Here is a 19,290-nt window from a genome sequence, read left to right on the forward strand (position 1 = left end):
GCCGGCCACCTTCGGGCAGCAGCGGCTTGAGCCGCTCCCACTCCGCGTTGGTTAAGTCACCTCGACCCATAGGCCCATCGTGACGGCCTAGACACGATCAGTCAGCAGATCTAAGAAACAGCTCCTAGAGGGGCCACATGACGGCATTCCGAACAGCGGGCGACCTTTCAGGACGGACCCCACCATTCACGGACGATTCCCCGCACACCCGGAGAAACGGAGTACGGCTGAGAAACCCGGCGACAACCCCTGCATGGAGTGCGGCCGGGAAACGCGGCGCCCACCCTTGCATGGAGTACGGCCGGGAAACGCGGCGGCCACCCCTGCCCGGAGTGGGCGGGGGTGGCCGGCGCGATGCTTTTGTCCGGGATGACGATCTCGGGCCTGATCAGGCAGTTGCCCCGACCGGGTTCGCCAGAGCCTGGGCATGGAAGGCCAGGCTCCGGTTCATCGGGACAACTGAGTGATCACGCGATGATCGTTGATGCTGCCGAGGTGTTTCAGGCGGCGGAGATGCCGGCGCTGGCGGCGCGGCGCATGCGACGGCGACGCTCGCTGGCGCGCTCGTCCTCGTTGAGACCGCCCCACGTGCCGTACTTCTCCGGCCGGGACAGCGCGTAGTCTAGGCACTCGTTGCGGACAGGGCACCCGGCGCAGATCGCCTTGGCCTTCCGCTCACGTACGTCACGCTCGGGCTGCCGCTCTCCGTCGGGGCCGAAGAAGAGCACGAGATCCTCACCCCGGCACGCGGCATCATCCTGCCAACCCCAGCTGGGGCGCGGGCGGGCGAGCTGCCGACGTACCTGAGACATGAGAAAACCACCTTCGTGAGAGGTATTTCGGTAATTGAGCCGCATTGGACGCTTTTGGCGTCACTGTTCCAACGCAAGGACGGGCCGTGATGTTCCCTGTTCAGGCGAGGGCAGGCGTGGCGTACCGCACAGGCGTGAGCCTGTCCAGCGAAACCAGCCGGTAGGTGGTGATCGTCTCGGCGCAAGCCGTACCACACGGCGCTGTGAACGCCGATGGCTCAACCACAACCTGGAACCGGACGTCTCCGCAGCGCACGACTGCTTCGGTGACGTCGCCGTCCGACCTGGAGGATTCCACGGCCACTGCGCCGACGGAGCACTCTCCCGTATGGGCTCGGGCAAAATGCTCGACGGCTTGCAATGGCTCAGGGATGCCTGCGCGCCCCCGGAGACGGTCGAGGATGACCTCGCCCGACCGGTACGCGTTAGCCGCTGCCAGTGCAGCAGCCTGAGACATGCTGCCGTAGAAAATTCCGTGTGGCAAGCACACGAGGTTGGCGGCGTAGCGATCGCCGCCTACGTGTGACGTTTCCCATACTCTGCCCGGCAAAGATTCCGCCAGCGAACGAGCGAGGGGTAGTCCAATGCGGGCGCAACACGCATTGCGCTTGGCGTGCGTGCAGACCAGAAATACCGGCTCGTCATCAAGTATGCAGGACTCCGGGAGCGCTCCGGCCACGAACGCGTCCAGGTCAAGATCGTCCGGACCTGCGACGACACCCCTGGCCAGCCAGGGGCGGTCGCCCGCGGCGTAGGCCAGTAGCACAGGGATGCCCTGCTCCTGCGGGCGGGTCCGCTTGCCCGGCCGCCTGATGAGCTGGGGTCTGATACCGCGTTCGAGCGCCCTGCGCACGAGTTCGGAGATTTCTTCAGGAAGTTGAAAGCTTTCCAGGTGGGAGGGCCAGGGGCCGGCGTACTCGATGAGCAGCCAGAGGCGGGCTCCCACGGTGGCGCTGGCCAGGGTCGGCAGCCGGCCGGTGTGGCAGCCCGCCGGATGTTCGCAACCCCTCGCCAACGCCTCCCCCTCTCCAACGAATTAGGTAAGACTAACCTAACGTATCGGTGGGTTTGGGCCCGGGGTCACCCCTCGGCCAGCACGTCGCGTGTCGCCGGCAGGCCGCGGTCGCGGTCGGCGGCGACCAGGCCGATCCTGGTCCGGCGGTCCAGCAGGTCGGCCTCGTCGAGCGCGCCCTCGTGCCGGACCGACCAGAGCAGGTCGCCCTTGGTCAGGCCCAGCCCGACCTCCTCCGGATGCGCCTTGACCAGCTCGTACGCCTCCGCCGCCTCGCTGCCGTACCGCTCGGCCACGCGCGCGGGCAGCCCGCCCGGCTGCGGACCGGCCCCCACGAGCGGGATCCTGTTCGTCCGGCTCGATCCCGTGTCGAGCCCTCCGACCGTGATCGCCCGGTCCACGGCGTCCTCGGCCATCCGCCGGTACGTCGTCAGCTTGCCCCCGACGACCGTGACCGCGTCGCCGTCCGAAACGACCGCGTGCCGGCGCGAGAGGTCCGCCGTACGGCCGTCGGCGGCCAGAAGCGGCCTCAGGCCCGCGTACGCGCCCGCAACCGCCTCAGGGGTCACCTGAGTCTCCAGAATGCCGTTCAGCACCTCCAGGAGCGTTCTGACGTCCTCCGCGGGGACCTCGGGAACGTCGGGCACCGGCCCGTCCACCGGTTCGTCGGTCAGCCCGACGTAGACGCGGCCGTCCTGCTGGGGGAGTACGAGCGCGAACCGGTTGGTCTCTCCGGGAATGGGCACGTGCATGCCGGCGATCAGCCCCGGCAGCGTCCCGGCGGCGAGCACGAGGTGGCTGCCCCGGGACGGGCGCAGCCGTACCGCCGGGTCGAGCCCTCCGGCCCACACCCCCGTCGCGTTGATCACCACCCGCGCGCGGATCGTGAACTCCTCGCCGGTCAGCTCGTCGCGCACCTCGGCGCCCTCGCCGCTGAGCCGCAGGGCCCGGCAGCGGGTCAGGACGCGGGCGCCGTGCCCGGCGGCGGTCCTGGCCAGGGCCACGACCAGGCGGGCGTCGTCGAGCAGCCGGCCGTCCCACGACAGCAGCCCGCCGCGCAGGCCCTCCCGCTCCAGCACCGGCGCGAGCGTGTGGGCGCGCGCCGCGCCGAGCCGCGTGGGGCCGGGCAGCAGGCGGCGCGGGGTGCGCGCGGCGGTCCGCAGCCCGTCGCCGAGCCGGTAGCCGGACATCACCAGCGCGGCCTGCCGCCGGGAGACGGCGGGCGTCAGCGGCAGCAGGTACGGATGGGCCTTGACCAGGTGCGGAGCCGTCTTCCGCAGCAGGATGCCGCGCTCGACCGCGCTCTCGTAGGCCACGTCGACCTGGCCCTTGGCCAGGTAGCGCAGCCCGCCGTGAACCATCTTGGAGCTCCACCTCGACGTGCCGAAAGCCAGGTCGTGCGCGTCGATCGCCGCTACGCTCAGCCCCCGGGAGGCGGCGTCCAGGGCCGCGCCGGCTCCCGTCGCCCCGAGCCCCACCACCAGCACGTCCAGCCGCTCCGCGGCCACCACCCCGAGTTCGTACGACCTTCTGCGGGCGTTCAGCGAGCTATCCAAGGTAGGCCTCCAGCAGCGCGGCGAGTTCGGCGTCCAGGTCGTCGAGCGTCACGGGGTCGAGCATCGTGGGGGCCGACAGCAGGAACGACTGGGCGACCAGCAACACGGCCCGCGCCCTGGCGGGCCCGCCGACGGCCGGCTCCAGCAGGGCGAGCACCGCCTCGTGGCTCGCGCCCCGCCGGTCCAGCAGATACGGCAGCAGCAACTCCGGATCCGCCTCCACGATCTTCCGCCACAGCGGATGCGCCCGCAGTCCGCGCACCCCGGCCACGATCGCGCGTACCGGGTCGGACAGGTCGAGTCCCGACACGACCTCGACCCACTCCCGCGTCATCAGGTCGGCGACCAGCGAGCGCACGTCCGGCCAGCGGCGGTAGATCGTCATCCGTGACACGCCGGCCCGCCGGGCGACGTCCGTGAGCGTCGTCCTGCGCACGCCGTAGGCCAGCACGCAGGCGCGTGCGGCGTCCAGTACACCCTCATTGTGACGATTCGACGTCATGTGTCACAGTGTATGGGTGACCGGTGAACCCATGCTGTGGTGTGGCTGGGGCGACCCCGCCAAGGCCCGCGAGCTGCCCGAACAGATCCGTACGCTGCTGCACGACCTCCTCGGCGTGCGCGCGCCCGACACCCCGGCCGCCACCATGGACGAGGTGCGGCTGCCGCCGGTCGCGCTGCCCGAGCGGGTGCTCGCCGCCCTCGTGGCCGCCACCGGCCCCGAGCACGTCCTGACCTCGCGCGAGGCCAGGCTGCGGCACACGCGCGGCAAGTCCACGCCCGACCTGCTGCGGATGCGCGCCGGGGACGGCTCCGACGCCCCCGACGCGGTCGTGCTGCCCGGCTCCCACGACGAGGTCGCCGAGCTGCTGCGGGTGTGCGCTGCCGAGCGGGTCGCGGTCGTGCCGTTCGGCGGCGGCACCTCCGTCGTCGGCGGGCTCGTGGCCGCGCGGGCTGGCTTCACCGGCGTGATCGCGCTCGACCTGGGCAGGCTCGACCGGCTGCGCTCGGTCGACGCCGAGTCGATGGTGGCCGACTTCGAGCCGGGCGTGCGCGCCCCTGAGGCCGAGCGGCTGCTCGCCGCGCACGGCCCCACCCTCGGCCACTTCCCCCAGTCCTTCGAGTACGCCACGCTCGGCGGCTTCGCCGCGGCCCGCTCCAGCGGCCAGGCCTCGGCCGGGTACGGCCGCTTCGACGACATGGTCGTCGGCCTCACCCTCGCCACCCCCTCCGGCACGCTGGAACTGGGCCGCGCGCCCAAGTCCGCGGCCGGGCCCGATCTGCGCCAGCTCGTCCTCGGCTCGGAGGGCGCGTTCGGCGTGATCACCTCGCTGCGGCTGCGGGTGCGCAGGCAGCCGGCCGAACGCCGCTACGAGGGCTGGCGGTTCGAGTCGTTCCGAGCGGGGACGGCCGCCGTGCGGGCGCTCGCCCAGGAAGGTCCGCCTCCCACCGTGCTGCGGCTCTCCGACGAGACCGAGACCATGATCGGCCTGGCCCGGCCGGACGCGATCGGCGGCGGCGACTCCGGCTGCCTGGTGATCCTCGGCGTCGAGGGCGACTGGATCGGCCACCGCCACGCCGCGGCCGCCACGGTCCTGTCCCGGCACGGCGGCGAGCCGCTGGGGCCCGAGCCCGGCCAGGCGTGGGAGCACGGCCGCTTCTCGGCGCCGTACCTGCGTGACTCGCTGCTGGGCGCGGGGGCCACCGTGGAGACGCTGGAGACCGCCGGTTTCTGGTCCAACCTGCCGCGCCTGTACGACGCGGTCCGGCTGGCCCTGCTCGGCGCGCTCGGCTCCCCGCTGGTCATGTGCCACGTCTCCCACGTGTACGAGACCGGCGCCTCGCTGTACTTCACCGTCGTGACCCCGCAGAAGGGCGACCCCGTCCAGCAGTGGGAGCGGGCCAAGGAGGCGGTGAACGCGGCCATCGTCGAGGCCGGCGGCACGATCTCGCACCACCACGGCGTGGGCCGTGACCACCGGGACGCCTACGCCGCCGAGCTGGGCCCGCTGGGCGTGGGCGTGCTCGTGGCGGTCAAGGACCGGCTCGACCCGGCCGGGATCCTCAACCCGGGGGTGCTCGTCCCTCAGTCGCCGGGCGGGATCTGATCGGCCTCGGCCAGCGCCTCGGCGGCGTCGCTGTAGTGGTGGAGCGCCTCGTACGCCTCGGCCAGGCGGTACAGGGAGACCGCCAGGTGGCCGCCGCCGAGCCCGCGGCTGAGCGCCACGGCCTCCTGGGCCATGGGCAGCGCCTCGGTCGCGCGTGAGCGGTCGAGCAGCATCCCGGCCGTGGTGCGCAGGGAGTGGGCCAGCAGGCCGGTGTACTCCTCCGGGTCGCGGGCGGCCAGCGCCCGGCTCTGGGCGATGGCCTCGCGGGCCCGTTCGACGCCGCGGCCGCCCCACCGGGGACGGCGCAGCGCGTAGGCCAGCATGGCCTGCACGGCCGCCGCGTCGACGCTGCCCTTCTGGGTCGCGTCGTCCGGGCCGTTCCGGTTCAAAGGAGCCCACCTCCGCGATCCCAAGGGCTTGCTTGGGGACGTGAGGTTACACCATGCCGCACCATCTGTGTCCCCCGCAGTACGGAGCGTTCAGTATGCGCGAATGAGGGATGCCGGTAAAGATGTGTTCATGGTGGAAGTCGCGGCCGAGCGCGGGAAGCAGCATTCGTCACGGGTGTCGGAGGCGGGGGCCGGGTGGTCCTGTGCGCAACCGGGGGCGTTTGCCCAGCTCAGGCCGGACAAAGGCGGATTTACCTGGCTAAATTTACGCACCCTTTGGTTGTCGCGGAACGAGATCCTCGCCGGCCTGTTCGGTGACCCTTCCGGGGAGGTGCGGGAACGGTGGATCGCGGCTCAGGAAGCCCGCGGGATAGATCCGGAATTTCGCATCAAGCCCGGCGTCGGGGGAAATTTCAATTTCCTGATTCTCGGCGACACCGGCGAGGGCGACGCCTCCCAATACGCCGTCGTCCCCGGAATGCTGAAAACGGGACAGGACACGTCGTTCGCCGTCATCGCCAGCGACGTGATCTACCCGACGGGATCGGGCAACGAGTACGGGGACAAGTTCTTCCGGCCGTACAAGGACTACGAGGCGCCGATCTACGCGATCCCCGGCAACCACGATTGGTACGACGGGCTCGGCGGGTTCATGCGGGTGTTCTGCGACGCCCCGCCGCTCAAGCCGAAGCCGGACCGCGGGCTGCGCGGCCTGCTGTGGCGCAAGCCGGAGACGATCGACGAGGCCCGGCTGGCCGAGGCGCGCGAGCTGCGGGGGCGGCCGGCCCAGCGGGCCGCGCAGCCGGCGTCGTACTGGGCGATCGAGAGCGACAGCCTGCTGATCGTGGGCGTGGACACCGGCATCAAGAACGTGCTCGACAAGAGGCAGACGGCGTGGCTGCGGCGCGTCTCGCTCGACCCGCGGCCGAAGATCCTGGTGACCGGGAAGCCCATCTACACCGGCAACGTCCACAAGCCGTCACTGCTGGAGGAAGGCGGCACGATCGATGACATCGTGCGCGACCCGGCCCACCGGTACGTCGCGGCCATCGGCGGAGACGTGCACAACTACCAGCGATATCCGGTCAAGGTGGGCGACCGGGTGATCCAGTACATCGTGACGGGCGGCGGCGGCGCGTTCATGCACGCCACCCACATCATCGACCGGGTGGACGTCGCAGGCGTCGCCGAGGACGACTTCAGGTGCTACCCGCTGCGCGGCGACTCGTTGTCCTTCTACAGCCAGCTCTACGCCCGGCGGCTGCGGATGAAGTGGCTCCGGCTCACCCCCGACGAGGCGTTGTGCGTCATGTCCCACCACATCGGCAACCGGCCCGTCCGGCCGATCGAGGGGGCGGTCACGATGACCCGGCGGATGCGGTGGGCCGCGCGGCTGCTCGGGGCCTGGCCGTGGCCGTTCAGGTTGCCGGTGGACAAGGTGTTCCACCGCTTTCTGTCGGAGTTGTCGGACTGGGACTTCCCGCCGTTCTTCAAGCAGTTCCTGCACGTGTCGGTCACGCCCGACCGGCTGACCCTGCGCTGTTTCGCCGCCACCGGATGCCTGGAGCAGGAGCTCAGGCCGCCGCTGGAGGACGAGGTGCACATCGATTTGTCGTAGGTATTTGGCACCCTTATGTACGTGTATGTCGTGGTAGCAGGGGAGACGGTGCTCCCCATCGGAGGATCGGCCCGGCACGCGGCCGATCCGGCGTCCGCGGTGCGGGAGCTGGAGGCCGGTGGCGGGCCGCGGTGGGTCTGGGCCGACACGCGCGAGACGTACCCGCCGCTGCTGGAGCAGGGCGTACGGGTCGCGCGCTGTCACGACCTCGCGCTCACCGAGGGGTTGCTGCTCGCCCACGAGGGCGGTTACGGCGAGCCGCGCTCGGCGCGGGCCGCGCACGCCCGGCTGCACGGGCTGCCCGTGCCCGACGACCAGCCGAACGTGACCGGCACGCTGTTCGCGCCCGAGCCGCTGGGGGCGGAGGCGGTGGCCGAGGTGCTGGCCGACCAGCTCCGCCGGATCGAGGCGCTGCCCGAGCCCGGTCGCTTCCGGCTGCTGGTCGCCGCCGAGTCCGCGGGCGCGCTGGTCGCGGCCGAGATGTCGTACGACGGCATGCCCTGGAGCCGGGACGTGCACGACGCGCTGCTGACCGACCTGCTCGGCCCAAGGCCCGTGCACGGCATGCGCCCGGCCAAGCTGCAGGCGCTGGCCGACGAGGTGACGGCGGCGTTCGGCCACCAGGTCAATCCCGACTCGGTGCAGCAGCTCGTCAAGGCGTTCAAGGGGGCGGGGGTGGCGCTGAAGTCGACCCGCTCGTGGGAGCTGAAGAAGATCGACCATCCTGCCGTCGCGCCGCTGCTGGCCTACAAGGAGCTGGCCCGGCTGTACTCCTTCCACGGGTGGGTGTGGGCCGACCAGTGGGTGCGCGGCGGGCGCTTCCGCCCCGAGTACGTGGTCGGCGGCGTGGTGTCCGGGCGGTGGGCGACCAGCGGCGGCGGGGCGCTGCAGATCCCCAAGGTGATGCGCCGGGTCGTGGTGGCCGACGAGGGATGGACGCTGGTGGTCGCCGACGCCGCCCAGCTGGAGCCGAGGGTGCTGGCCGCGATGGCCGGTGACCGGGGGCTGGCCAGGGCCGCGGGGGAGATCGACCTCTACTCGGCGCTGGCCCAGTCGTTCGGGGGCGAGCGCGAGAACGCCAAGATCGCGATGCTGTCCGCCATGTACGGCGGCACCAGCGGCGACGCCTCCAAGCTGCTGGCCGTGATGCGGCAGCGCTTCCCCCAGGCGTACCAGTTCGTGGAGGACGCGGCCAAGGCGGGGGAGGAGGGGCGGCTGGTGCGGTCCTGGCTCGGGCGTACCAGCCCGCCGCCGTCCGGGCGGTGGAAGGAGCTCGTGTCCGGGCCCGAGGGCGGGCGCGCGGCCCGCGACCGGGGCCGCTTCACCAGGAACTTCGTGGTGCAGGGCACGGCGGCCGAATGGGCGCTGGCGCTGCTGGCGGTGCTGCGCGGGATGTTGCCCGAGCCCGCCCGGCTGGTGTTCTTCCAGCACGACGAGGTCATGGTGCACTGCCCGCTGGACCAGGCGGAGCAGGTCATCGGGGCGGTGACGACGGCGGCGGCCGAGGCGAGCAGGCTGCTGTTCGGCTCGACCCCGGTGCGCTTCCCGATGGAGGCCGTCGCGGTCGGCTGCTACGCCGACGCGAAGTGATCGACGCCCGGGTCAGCCGGCACGCCGACGCGAAGCGGCCGACCGGCCGGGTCAGGGGCGGTCGCGGTACCAGGCCGAGGCCAGCCAGAGGCCGGTGGCGGTGACCATGACACCGACGACCAGGCCGAGCGCGCCGTAGGACACCATGCCCACGATGGCGCCCGCGATGATCGTCCCGGTGGCGCCGCAGACGTTCATGAGCAGGTCGGACAGCCCCTGTACGGCGGGACGGCGGTCGATCGGCACCGACTCGGTGACGAGCGCCGACCCGGCCACCAGCCCGCAAGACCAGCCGAGGCCGAGCACGGTCAGGGCCGCCGTCACCTGCCAGACCCGGTGCCCCGCCGTGGCCGCCAGGACGGCCGCGGCGAGCAGCAGCCCCGAGCCGAGCAGCAGGACCGGCACCTCGCCCACCCGGTCGGCCAGCCAGCCCACGACCGGCGAGAACATGTACATCCCGGCGATGTGCAGGCTGATCACCAGGCCGATGACGTTCAGGTTCGAGCCGTCGTGGTGGAGCTTCACGGGGGTCATCGACATGATCGAGACCATCGCGGTGTGGGCGACCGCGATCATGACCAGCGCGCGGCGGGCCATGGGGGTCTCGCGCAGCGTGCGCAGGCCCGTCCTGATCGTACGGTGGCGGCCCGGGCCGGGCTCCGGGGAGCCGTCCAGCTCGCGGGCCAGCTTGAGCGGGTCGGGACGCAGGCCGCCGATGATCACGGCCAGCGCCACGGCGAAGGCCAGCGCCGCGAACGCGAACGGCCCGGCCTTGGCCGCCAGCCCCGCCTGGATGCCCATCCGGTCGGCGGGCTCGGCCAGGTTCGGCCCGGCGACCGAGCCGACGGTCGAGGCCCACACGACCAGCGACAGGTGCCGGGCCGAGTGACCCTGCGGGGACAGGTCGGTCGCGGAGTACCGGGCGGCCAGGCTGCCCGCGCTGCCGCCGCCGACCAGTACGAGACCGGCCAGCAGCAGCGGCCAGTTCCCCAGGCTGATCGCGGCGACCGAGATCGCGCAGCCCGCCAGCGCCGCCACGTACGCCAGCGACAGGCCCGCCCGGCGGCCCCCGAGGCTGGACAGCCGCGCCGTCGGCAGCGCCAGCAGCGCCGCACCGAGCACGGTGGCGGTCCCGGCGAAGCCGCTGATCACCGTCGAACCGGACAACTCATCGACGACCACCGAGCTGAGTGCCAGCCCGACGGCCACTCCCACGCCGCCCACGATCTGCGCGGCGGACAGGACGGCCAGGGTCCGGCGTTGAACGCTGGCGCGATCAGGCAGGGAGATGGGGGGTTTCGTGGGGGTGCTGGTCACCTGTGAAGTCTCGCATAGCCCCCGACATCCCCCCAAAGAGGACAGGCATCCATTTCTATTAGGAAAGGTGCGTTTTTCAGAGGATGGTGACGGAATCCCCCACGGTGATCGTGCCGGTGCCGTCCGGGATCAGGTTGATGCCGAACCAGACCTTGCCATCGCGCTTGCGGTGCCGGGACAGCGTCCTGATGGGCTCCTTGCCCTTGGTGTACGTCGCGGTGTCGATCGTGGTCAGCACGCAGCGGTCGCAGCCCTTGGTCACCCGGAAGGCGACCTCGCCGATGCGCAGCCGCTTCCACTCGTCCTCGGCGAAGGGACGTTCCACGCCCCCGATCACCACACTCGGCCGGAAACGGTGCATGGGCAGGGGCGCGGGCGCCTCCTCGCCGCGCTCGGCCGCTGTCTCGGCGATCCACTCGTCGAGCCGGGACAGGGACGCGGTCGTGGTCAGCAGCAGGGGATAGCCGTCGGCCAGGCTCACGCGGTCGCCGGGAAGGGCGTACTCGGGGTTGACCGGACGGCGGGTCGGGTCGTCGAGCCAGGCCAGCCTGGCCGGGCGGCCGATCAGCGCCGACAACCAGCGCGCCGCGTCGTCGCCGCAGTCGGTGAGCTCGACCGGCGTACGCCAGACGGCGACGGTGCTCATGGTGGCGGTGGGGGTGACCCGCAGCGGCGGCGCGTGCGGGCCGGTCAGGGTGAGGGTGTCGCCGTCGAGCACCGCCACGCAGGCCAGCAGCATGGGGTGCTCTCGGGCGGTCAGCAGGCCGCCCTCGCCGTCGGTCACCAGGTAGCGCCGGTCACCGGCCAGCCCCCAGGGCTGCACCTCGGCCTCGTGGACGTCGTGCCCGGCGGTGGACTTGACGGGATAGAAGTGGATGCTCGCCAGTTCCATGGCCAGGACCGTATCTCACGCCCTCGGGACGGCCTCGGCCCGGTGGGCCGCGGCGACCGGCTCCCGGCGCGTACGGGCGGACAGGGCCACCGTCCCCAGGGCCGCGACGCCGAGCACGGCCCCGATCCAGCCGACGGACGGGTAACCGGCGCCCGCCGCGATGGCCAGCCCGCCGAGCCACGGACCGACGGTGATGCCGACGTTGAAGGCGGAGACGCTCATCGCGGCGGCCATCGTGGGGCGTCCTTGGCCAGGGCGAACGCGCGGGTGTTCAGCGTCGGGTTGGTGAAGAAGCCGAACGCCCCGAGCAGCACGATCAGCGGGACGGCCAGCAGCGCGACCGGTGCGGCCAGGGCCAGCAGCGCCGAGGTCACGACCAGGCCGGCGATCCCCGCGTACAGGGTCGGGAACGGGCGGGTGTCGGCGGTGCGGCCGCCGATGGTGATGCCGATCGTCGCGCCGACGCCGTACAGGGCCAGGATCGCGGGCACCCAGGCCGCCTCCATGCCGGTGGTCTCCACCAGCATCGCGCTCAGATAGCTGAAGGAGACCAGCAGCGCGCCGGTCGCCAGCGAGGTGGTGGCGAGGGCGAGCCACAGGCGCGGGTTCAGCAGCGAGCGCAGCTCGTCGGTGATGCGCGGCGCGTTCTCCCGCTCCGGCCGGCCGCCGGGGATCGTGGCCAGCACGCCCACGGCCGCCAGCGCCGACAGCGCGGCCACGGCCCAGAACGCGGCGCGCCAGCCGAGGTGCTGGCCGATGACCGTGCCCAGGGACAAGCCGAGGAGGGTGGCCACGGTCAGCCCGCCCACCAGGATGCTCATGGCCCTGCCCCTGGCGTTCGGCGGCACCAGGCCGATCGCTGTGGAGGCCGCGACCGCCCAGAACCCGGCGTAGACGACCGCGCCCGCCACGCGGGTGGCGAACAGCAGGCCGTAGCTCGACGTCAGGGCCCCTGCCACGTGCGTCAGCGTGAAGACCAGCATGAACGTCAGCAACGCCGTACGGCGCGGCCATCGCAACGTGACCACGGCCAGCACCGGCGCCCCCACCAGCATCCCGATGGCGAACGCCGAGATCAGCAGCCCCGCGTCGGGGACCGACACGCCGAGGTCGGCGGCCATCTCCGGCAGCAGTCCGGCCAGCATCAACTCCGAGGTGCCCTGGGCGAAGATCGCCAACCCCAGGATGAAAACCGCCAATGGCATGAGGAGCTCCTTTAATTTTGGAACGCTCAGTACAGAATTACGGCACAAAAACGGACGGAACGAGGGTGAGGTCGGGGGTCGAGAGGTCAAGAGTCGGGGGGCGGGAGGGCAGCCGGGCGGGAGGTCGGACCTCGGGGGTCGGGAGGGCGGGAGGTCAGCAGGGCGAGAGGGGAGGGGGGATCGGGCGTTGGGGGCGGGGTCAGAAGGCGGTCATCGCCGTTTTTGCGATGGACTCCAGGATCGCCCGGCCGGTCCCGCCTCTGGCCGCGACGGATATGCCGCTGACCGTGGCCACCACGAAGTGCGCGAGCGCCTGCGCGTCCTTGTCCGCGCCGATCTCGCCGCGGGCCTGCCCGCGCTCGATCGCGCCCCGCAGCGCCGCCACCCGCCGGTCGCCGTCGCGGCGCAGCAGGGTGGCGATCCCCGCGTCGTGCGGAGCCAGCTCGACCAGGGAGTTGACCACCAGGCATCCGGCCGGGGAGCCGGCCGCCGGATCGACCGCCTGCCACAACACGGTCCGGATCTTCTCCGGCGCCGGCAGGTCGGAGTCCATGAGCTCGATCAGCGCGGACGTGCGCTCCTCGTGGTAGCGGCGCAGGGCCCGCTCGTAGAGGTCGCGCTTGCTGTCGAAGGTGTTGTAGATGCTGCTGCGCCCGAGCCCGGTGGCCGCGCACAGGTCCTGCGTCGAGGTGCCCTCGTAGCCGGCGTCCCAGAACGCCCGCATCGCGGCCTCGACGGCGCGATCCTCCTCGAACGTCCGTGGTCGTGCCATGGCGAGCACGCTAGCACGTTTTGGACTGATTGTTACAGTAAGCCGGTTCAGGTGGTCTGGCGGAACGTGTCCAGGAACGTCTTACGGGTCCCGGCCTGGTCGTCCCACTTCAGCTCGGGCATGTCGAACGAGATCGTGAAGGCGGTCCTGTCGTCGATCGTGACGTACCTGGTCAGGGCGTGCATCGGGACGCCGTTCGCGGTGGTGTAGGTGTACTCCCAGTCGGCCGCCTTCCAGCCGCGGTAGTCCGTGGCCTGGAGCTGCACCTGGATGTAGCCCTCCACACCGCCGTCGGCCTCGCGCCTGCTCAGCTCGGCGAGCCCGTCGGCCTGCGGACCGGCCTGCTCGACCGTGATGCGCGTGCCGGAGTCCTTGGGGCCGGTGAACGTGGCCGCGTCCCCCGAGGTCGCCAGCTTCCAGCCGTCCGGCACCGCGGCGGCGAAACCGGGCGGGGTGTGCTCCTTGTAACCCTCGGGCACGGGCGACGGCCCGGCCTTCTTCGCCTCGGCGCTCGTGGCGGCGGTCGGCGTCGTACCGGGGCCGGCCTGGGGCGAGCCGCCGGACAGGACGACCACGATCGCGCCGATCACCAGGGCCACGCCCGCGACCGAGCCGGCCAGCAGCAACGGCGTGGGCCTGCCGTTGCGCGTCCACGGGCCGCCGCCCGGCTCGGCCCTGCGGCGGCTCGTGCCGGTCCGCGCGGGTCCCGTACGCGCGGGTCCCGTACGTGCGGAGCCCGTGCGCGTGGAGCCGGTACGCGAGCCCGCGCGCGGCGCGGAGCCGGGCAGGGAGGCCAGGCGGCTGTGGCTGAAGTCGTCCGACAGGTCGCGCGACTGCTCGCGCAGGTCGTCGGCCGAGGCCAGCGGCCAGGGAGTCGAGCCGGTCGCCGCCCTGCTGTCGCTGGTCAGCGGCAGGATCGGCTGCGGCGCGGGCGGGGAGGGCGTGTCGAGGTCGTCGAGGTCCTCGGCGGGCCGCTCCATGCGGTGGGGGCCGGAGGGCCCGCCGAACGCGTCGAAGCCGCCGGCCGGGGACGGGAGCTGGTCGGTGCGGTGGCTGCCGGACGGGCTCGACAGGCCGTCGTACGGCGGCATCGCGTACCCGCCCGACGGGCCGGCCAGCGGGTCGTACGGCACGCGCACCGGCCCCGAAGGGGTCTCCACGATGCGCGAGGGCATCGGCCCGGACGGGGATTCGAGCGGCGGCAGCAGACCGGCCGGCGTCGGGTCCGTCTGGGCCGGCAACGTCTCGGGCGGGCGCGGCCGGGTCGAGCCGTGGGCGCGCAGCACCGCTTCCAGCATCTCGGCGACCTGTTCGGAGGTGAGCCGTTCGGCCGGGTTCTTGCGCAGCAGGCCCTCGATCACCGGCAGCAGTGCCCCGGCCCGCTGCGGCTTGATCGGCTCCTGGGTGAGGACCGCGCCCAGCACCGCGATGGCGTCCGGCCCCTCGTACGGCGGCCGCCCCTCCACGGCCGCGTACAGCGTCGCGCCGAACGACCACAGATCGGCCGCCTGCCCGATCGGCTGCCCGGACAGCCGCTCCGGCGGCACGTACGCGGGGGAGCCCATGAGCAGCCCGGTCTGCGTGATCGTCACGTCGCCCTCGATGGCGGCGATGCCGAAGTCGGTCAGCACCACCCGGTCCGAGGTCAGCAGCACGTTGCCCGGCTTGATGTCGCGGTGCAGGATCCCGGCCGCGTGGGCGTGCCGCAGCGCGTCGAGCACGCGGATGCCGATCTCGGCGGCCTGGATCACCGGCAGCGGGCCGCTCTGCCGTACGGCCTGCTCCAGCGGCCAGGCGCGGACCAGCTCCATCACGATCCACGGGCGGCCGTCCTCCTCGACCACGTCGTGGACGGTCACGATGCCCGGATGCGTCAGCCGCGCGGCCGACCTGGCCTCGCGCAGCATGCGGCGATGCGCCATCTGCGTGCCGGCCTGGTCCAGCCCGTACGGCAGGATCAGCTCCTTGACCGCCACGTCCCGGTCGAGCAGCACGTCGTGGGCGTGCCACACCATGCCCATGCCGCCCCTGCCGACCGGCGACATCAACCGGTAACGCCTGCCGATCAGACGTCCCTGGCTCAGCGGGGCACCCCCCGATGCGCCCTTGTCCGGGCCGGGCCCGCTGAGCAAGCGGTCGGCTGCCATCTTCCCGCCCCCATTCAGCCTCATCTGTCACATTAGAGCGCCTTAGGCGTCCCCGTGCGCTTTGCGCTACTTGCAGATTATGAGGTTGGCCACGATATCGGCGGTTAATCGGTAATGGAAGCAGATGATCCTTTACGGGCAGGCTGACGTGCTGAAACACGGCTTTTCAAATGGATCACTTACTCGGCGGCGAGAGCGATCAAGGCGCTGGTGAACGCCTGCGCGGGCGGCTCCACCAGGCCCGCGCCGACCTGCCCCGTGCCCGCCACACGCCCGGCGATTCCGGTGTTGACGACCGGCAGAATCCCGGTCCTCGCGACGAGCGTCACGTCGATGCCGACCGGCGTGCCGCGGAATCCGAGCCCGGGAATCTGGTAGGCGGGATGCTCGGCGAGCGTGATCTCGTACATCGACCGGGTGGCCCGTACCGCGTCGGCCACCTCGCCGCCCACGAAACGCACGATCGCGGGCGCGATGGACATCGCGAAGCCGCCCAGTCCCGAGGTCTCGGTGATCGTGGAGTCGCCGATGTCGGGGTTGGCGTCCTGGGGGCCGTACGCGCCGAGGTAGAGGCCGTCCGGCACCCCGGCCGGGCCGGTGAACCAGCGTCCGCCGAGCCCGGAGACCTGCACGCCGAAGTCGGTGCCGTTCCTGGCCATGGCCACGACCAGCGACGAGCCTGGGATGTCGCGGGCCGCGTCCGTGCTCACCTTGCCCGCGGCCATGCCCGCGTTGAGGAAGAAGTGGTCGTTGCCGTTGATGAAGCGCAACACCTGCGCCGCCTGGGCGGGCGCGGCCTCGACCACGGCCGGGGCCAGCTCGCGCAGCAGCAGCGAGGTGGCCGCGCGGTTGCGGTTGTGCAGCTCGTCGCCCATCTGCAGGGCCTGCGCGATCAGCGAGCGCAGGTCGACCGGTCCGGTACGGGCCAGCGTCGCCGCGAGCACCGGGCCGAGCACCTCGTCCATCCAGCGCAGCCGGTCGAGCACCTCGGGCCCGTACGCGCCGTACCTGAGCACCTTGCCCAGGCCCTCGTTGAGCGAGCAGTAGGCGGTGCCGCCGTGCTCCTCGTCGCGTACCTCCAGCAACCACATGGACGGGCTCACCACGCCCGCCATCGGCCCCACCGCGCCGTGCTCGTGGCAGGGCCGCAGGGCGACCGCGCCCGCCGCCAGCGCGGCCGCGGCCTCCTCCTCGTCACCCGCCCGGCCCTCCAGCAACATCGCGCCGATCAGCGCGCCGCGCATCGGGCCCGAGGCCCGCTCCCACTCGATCGGCGGCCCGGCGTGCAGGAACGTGTTCGCGGGCAGCACCTCCGCGGCCCGCCGCAGGCCCACCAGGTACGGCCGCGCGCCGGTGAGCCTGCGCACGGCCAGCTCGTTCGCGGCCGGCCTGCGCGGGTCGGACAACACCTCGGCCAGCGCGCCGGCGGTGCCGGGCAGCGGCGGCCGCCAGTCCACCGGCGTCGTGGGCACGGCCTGGGCCGCCAGCGCCTCGTCGAGCAGCCCCGCGCCCACGGTGATCACCCGCGGCACCCCGGACAACAGGCTCACGACACCCTCCCGGCACAACAAGGAACAACAACCCGAAAGGCGACGGGCCCACGAACAACGGCCCCACGGACGGTGGCCCGGGTCACAGCAGGCTCCTGGCGTGGCGGGCGGCCTCGGCGTTGGAGACGTGCACCGCCGCTCCGGCCTCGCGCAGCGCGGCGGCCTGGCGGTGCAGGTCCTGGGGGTCGCCGGCGGCGCCGACCAGGGCGATCACGACGGTGGCCGGCGTACGGGCCACGGCCGGGGCCAGCCAGGCCGCGGGATCGGGGTCGGCGGCATGGCCGAGGACGACGTCCATGAGCACCACCTCGTCCGGCCCGACGTGCGACATCGCCTCCAGGCGCAACGTCGGGTCGATCATCGGATGGGCCCGCCCCCGTGTGTAGGCGTCGTCCCCGAAGTCGGTGAACTCGCCGGGCCCGGCGAGGGCGGCGGCCTCGGCGCAGAGCGTGCCGCCCGCGTACAGGCCCCTGACGGCCCGCGGCGTGCCGCGCCGCGCGCCCGGCCACGACGGCCACTCCGGCACGCCGCGGCCCAGCGCCCGCAGCGCCCGCCCGGCCGCCTCGGTGAGGTCGGTCTCCGGCAGGAACGCCTCCACCACCGGCGTGCGCAGCCCCGCGGCGACCTCCCGTACGGCCCGCGCCACCTCCGGGTCCGGCGGCTTGGAGATCAGCACGACGAGCTCGGTGGCCGGATCGTCGTCGAGCATGCGCAGGGCGCGCATCGTGGCCAGCCCGCCCACCTCGGCCGACAGGTCCCTGCCGCCCACGCCGAGGATGTGGCTGACGCCCGCCTCCGCCCAGTCGAGCAGGCAGGACACCTGCTGCGCGCCGGTGCCCGAGGCCGCGACCAGGCCGACGGGACCGGGCCGCAGCACGTTGGCGAAGCCGAGCCCGGCGCCCGCGATCGAGGCCGTCCCGCAGTCGGGCCCCATGACCAGGACGCCGCGCTCCTCGGCCAGGTCCTTGAGCCACCGCTCCTGGGCCAGGGGCACGCCGTCACTGAAGATCATCACCGGCAGCCCGGCCTCGACGGCGTCGTACGCCTCGCAGAAGGCGTGCTCGCCGGGCACGGACACCAGGACCAGGTCGGCCGGCGTCCTGGCGGCCGACCAGGTGGTCAGCGGTGGCTGCCCGGCGGCCGTGGCGGCGGTGGGGGCGAGCTCGGTCAGGCGGGCGTCCAGTTCCTCGACGGCCCGGTGGGGGGCGGCGCCCCGGAGGGCGATGAGGAGGTCGCCGGGCCCTGCGGGCGGCGGCGTGAACCCGAGGTCGCGGACGATGGCGAGGTTGAGCTCGGTGGCCATGGCCACCATCGCCACCTCCACACCCGGCATTTCGGTCAGCGCCCGACTTATCCGCATCAGCGTGACGGAGTCGTGGTACGTCCCTTTTCGGAGCTGGATCAGGTCGTCGCTCACCGGAGCCCGCCCAACGCCCGGACCGAGGCCAGCCCGATCGAGATGCCCTGGGCGAGGTCGGCCCCCGAGGTGTGGCCGAGGCGGTGCAGCCGCCGCAGCGCCGGTTCGAGCGCCTGCCGCCCCGCGATGCCGCGCAGTACGCCGGTCACCTCCGGGCTGGACTCGCCCCTCGCCGCGCAGTGCAGCAACGTCGCCGAGATCGGCGTCGTACGGGTGCGCGCGTCGTAGGTGACCGTGGCCCCCAGCCAGCCGGCCAGCCAGACCGCCCGGTCCACGCCGGTCGCCGTACCGAGGTGCCTGAGCGTCACCAGCAGCCCGGCCAGCACGTCGTCGCCGCTCGGCGTGAGCCCGGGACCGAGCCCGACGAGCCGTTCGGCCGCCGTCACCGCGCCCAGCAGCCGGCCCTCCGTGCAGCTTCGCGCCAGCAGCTCGACGGCCTCGTTCCCGGCCAGCCCGGGACGCCCTGGACCGTCGAGCACGACGTCCGCCAGGCTCAGCGGATCGACCGGGCCGAGCGCGGGGGACGGGTCCCACCAGCGGCGTACGCCGAGGCTCAGCGAGCCCAGCTCGATCCCGCGGTCGCCCACGGTGGCGTCGTCACCGACGGTCACCCGCGGCAGCGGCGTGGCGAGCAGCACCGAGTTGGGCAGCCGGGCCGCCTCCCCGGTGATGAGCGCGATCACCGAAGGCTCGCAGTCGGTCCTGACCTCCAGGTATATCCCCGCGGAGAACGCCGCGAGCACCCGGGCCGGGCTGCGCGGGGCCTCCAGCACGGGACGCACGGCGGTGCTCGCCGCGCCCGTCACGCGGACCCGGGCACGTCGCGCATGAGTACTGACGGTCACCGAACCTCCCATCGGACCTTGGTCCTGACCGTAGAACGGCCGGAGAACCCTCCGTACGGA

The 19,290-nt window shown here is 72.7% G+C and carries 17 protein-coding genes; 3 read left to right on the top strand and 14 right to left on the bottom strand.

From position 1 onward, the window contains the following. Positions 1–500: 500 nt before the first annotated feature. The 4 genes from DMB42_RS14865 to DMB42_RS14880 form a co-directional block, all read right to left on the bottom strand. Positions 501–812, bottom strand: coding sequence for a WhiB family transcriptional regulator (locus DMB42_RS14865; protein WP_125634885.1), 312 nt, complete (start codon positions 810–812; stop codon positions 501–503). Between the two features lie 100 nt (positions 813–912). Next, positions 913–1,758: a sucrase ferredoxin gene (locus tag DMB42_RS14870; RefSeq protein ID WP_260477694.1), complete on the bottom strand. Its 846-nt coding sequence runs from the start codon at positions 1,756–1,758 to the stop codon at positions 913–915. Positions 1,759–1,892: 134 nt separating this feature from the next. Further along, positions 1,893–3,380, bottom strand: coding sequence for a glycerol-3-phosphate dehydrogenase/oxidase (locus DMB42_RS14875; protein ID WP_125634889.1), 1,488 nt, complete (start codon positions 3,378–3,380; stop codon positions 1,893–1,895). Beyond that, positions 3,373–3,882, bottom strand: coding sequence for a TetR/AcrR family transcriptional regulator (locus DMB42_RS14880; protein WP_125634891.1), 510 nt, complete (start codon positions 3,880–3,882; stop codon positions 3,373–3,375). Before DMB42_RS14880 ends, DMB42_RS14875 begins: the two co-directional genes overlap by 8 nt. Positions 3,883–3,913: 31 nt before the next feature. Here DMB42_RS14880 and DMB42_RS14885 point away from each other — a divergent pair, with 31 nt between their 5' ends. Continuing rightward, on the top strand, positions 3,914–5,488 hold the full coding sequence (locus tag DMB42_RS14885) for an FAD-binding oxidoreductase (RefSeq protein ID WP_125635755.1): 1,575 nt from the start codon (positions 3,914–3,916) through the stop codon (positions 5,486–5,488). Here DMB42_RS14885 and DMB42_RS14890 read toward each other — a convergent pair. Further along, complete coding sequence (locus tag DMB42_RS14890) at positions 5,467–5,877, bottom strand: hypothetical protein (RefSeq protein ID WP_125634893.1); 411 nt, start codon at positions 5,875–5,877, stop codon at positions 5,467–5,469. The two genes, DMB42_RS14885 and DMB42_RS14890, sit on opposite strands and share 22 nt — an antisense overlap. Before the next feature lie 331 nt (positions 5,878–6,208). Between DMB42_RS14890 and DMB42_RS14895 the strand changes: the two genes are divergently transcribed. After that, positions 6,209–7,495 carry a metallophosphoesterase family protein gene (locus tag DMB42_RS14895; protein WP_396982570.1) on the top strand — a complete coding sequence of 429 codons (1,287 nt, stop codon included), beginning with the start codon at positions 6,209–6,211 and terminating at the stop codon, positions 7,493–7,495. 15 nt (positions 7,496–7,510) lie between these two features. Beyond that, positions 7,511–9,085, top strand: coding sequence for a bifunctional 3'-5' exonuclease/DNA polymerase (locus tag DMB42_RS14900; protein ID WP_125634897.1), 1,575 nt, complete (start codon positions 7,511–7,513; stop codon positions 9,083–9,085). A gap of 51 nt (positions 9,086–9,136) precedes the next feature. On the opposite strand, the gene DMB42_RS14905 is transcribed toward DMB42_RS14900, so the two are convergent. The 9 genes from DMB42_RS14905 to DMB42_RS14940 form a co-directional block, all read right to left on the bottom strand. Then, on the bottom strand, positions 9,137–10,402 hold the full coding sequence (locus tag DMB42_RS14905; protein ID WP_260477696.1) for an MFS transporter: 1,266 nt from the start codon (positions 10,400–10,402) through the stop codon (positions 9,137–9,139). 76 nt (positions 10,403–10,478) lie between these two features. Further along, a complete protein-coding gene (locus tag DMB42_RS14910) occupies positions 10,479–11,294 on the bottom strand; it encodes an MOSC domain-containing protein (protein WP_125634899.1) in 816 nt (271 codons plus the stop codon). Between the two features lie 15 nt (positions 11,295–11,309). After that, complete coding sequence (locus DMB42_RS54205; protein WP_221762159.1) at positions 11,310–11,528, bottom strand: hypothetical protein; 219 nt, start codon at positions 11,526–11,528, stop codon at positions 11,310–11,312. Then, positions 11,513–12,499, bottom strand: a complete 987-nt coding sequence (locus DMB42_RS14915; protein ID WP_221762160.1) for a Cmx/CmrA family chloramphenicol efflux MFS transporter — start codon at positions 12,497–12,499, stop codon at positions 11,513–11,515. The genes DMB42_RS54205 and DMB42_RS14915 overlap by 16 nt, the downstream gene beginning before the upstream one ends. 199 nt (positions 12,500–12,698) lie before the next feature. Beyond that, positions 12,699–13,271 (bottom strand): TetR/AcrR family transcriptional regulator, encoded by a 573-nt coding sequence (locus DMB42_RS14920; RefSeq protein WP_125634901.1) that lies wholly within the window; start codon positions 13,269–13,271, stop codon positions 12,699–12,701. Positions 13,272–13,318: 47 nt separating this feature from the next. Next, entirely contained in the window at positions 13,319–15,418 is a 2,100-nt protein-coding gene (locus DMB42_RS14925; RefSeq protein WP_185844665.1) for a serine/threonine-protein kinase, read from the bottom strand. A gap of 179 nt (positions 15,419–15,597) precedes the next feature. Beyond that, complete coding sequence (locus DMB42_RS14930) at positions 15,598–16,968, bottom strand: DUF1116 domain-containing protein (RefSeq protein ID WP_125634905.1); 1,371 nt, start codon at positions 16,966–16,968, stop codon at positions 15,598–15,600. Between the two features lie 82 nt (positions 16,969–17,050). Beyond that, the gene (locus DMB42_RS14935) at positions 17,051–18,385 is read right to left on the bottom strand and encodes an FdrA family protein (protein WP_125634907.1); all 1,335 of its coding nucleotides are present in this window, start codon (positions 18,383–18,385) and stop codon (positions 17,051–17,053) included. Further along, on the bottom strand, positions 18,382–19,230 hold the full coding sequence (locus DMB42_RS14940) for a DUF2877 domain-containing protein (RefSeq protein ID WP_260477697.1): 849 nt from the start codon (positions 19,228–19,230) through the stop codon (positions 18,382–18,384). Before DMB42_RS14940 ends, DMB42_RS14935 begins: the two co-directional genes overlap by 4 nt. Positions 19,231–19,290: the final 60 nt, after the last annotated feature.

Source organism: Nonomuraea sp. WAC 01424, from assembly GCF_003947315.1.
GTDB lineage: Bacteria > Actinomycetota > Actinomycetes > Streptosporangiales > Streptosporangiaceae > Nonomuraea > Nonomuraea spiralis.

Coding starts and splice junctions, on each gene's coding strand:
- DMB42_RS14900 (WP_125634897.1), top strand. CDS start 7,511: ATGTACGTGTATGTCGTGGTAGCAGGGGAGACGGTGCTCCCCATCGGA.
- DMB42_RS14885 (WP_125635755.1), top strand. CDS start 3,914: ATGCTGTGGTGTGGCTGGGGCGACCCCGCCAAGGCCCGCGAGCTGCCC.
- DMB42_RS14910 (WP_125634899.1), bottom strand. CDS start 11,294: ATGGAACTGGCGAGCATCCACTTCTATCCCGTCAAGTCCACCGCCGGG.
- DMB42_RS14915 (WP_221762160.1), bottom strand. CDS start 12,499: ATGCCATTGGCGGTTTTCATCCTGGGGTTGGCGATCTTCGCCCAGGGC.
- DMB42_RS14880 (WP_125634891.1), bottom strand. CDS start 3,882: ATGACGTCGAATCGTCACAATGAGGGTGTACTGGACGCCGCACGCGCC.
- DMB42_RS14865 (WP_125634885.1), bottom strand. CDS start 812: ATGTCTCAGGTACGTCGGCAGCTCGCCCGCCCGCGCCCCAGCTGGGGT.
- DMB42_RS14920 (WP_125634901.1), bottom strand. CDS start 13,271: ATGGCACGACCACGGACGTTCGAGGAGGATCGCGCCGTCGAGGCCGCG.
- DMB42_RS54205 (WP_221762159.1), bottom strand. CDS start 11,528: ATGGCCGCCGCGATGAGCGTCTCCGCCTTCAACGTCGGCATCACCGTC.
- DMB42_RS14925 (WP_185844665.1), bottom strand. CDS start 15,418: ATGGCAGCCGACCGCTTGCTCAGCGGGCCCGGCCCGGACAAGGGCGCA.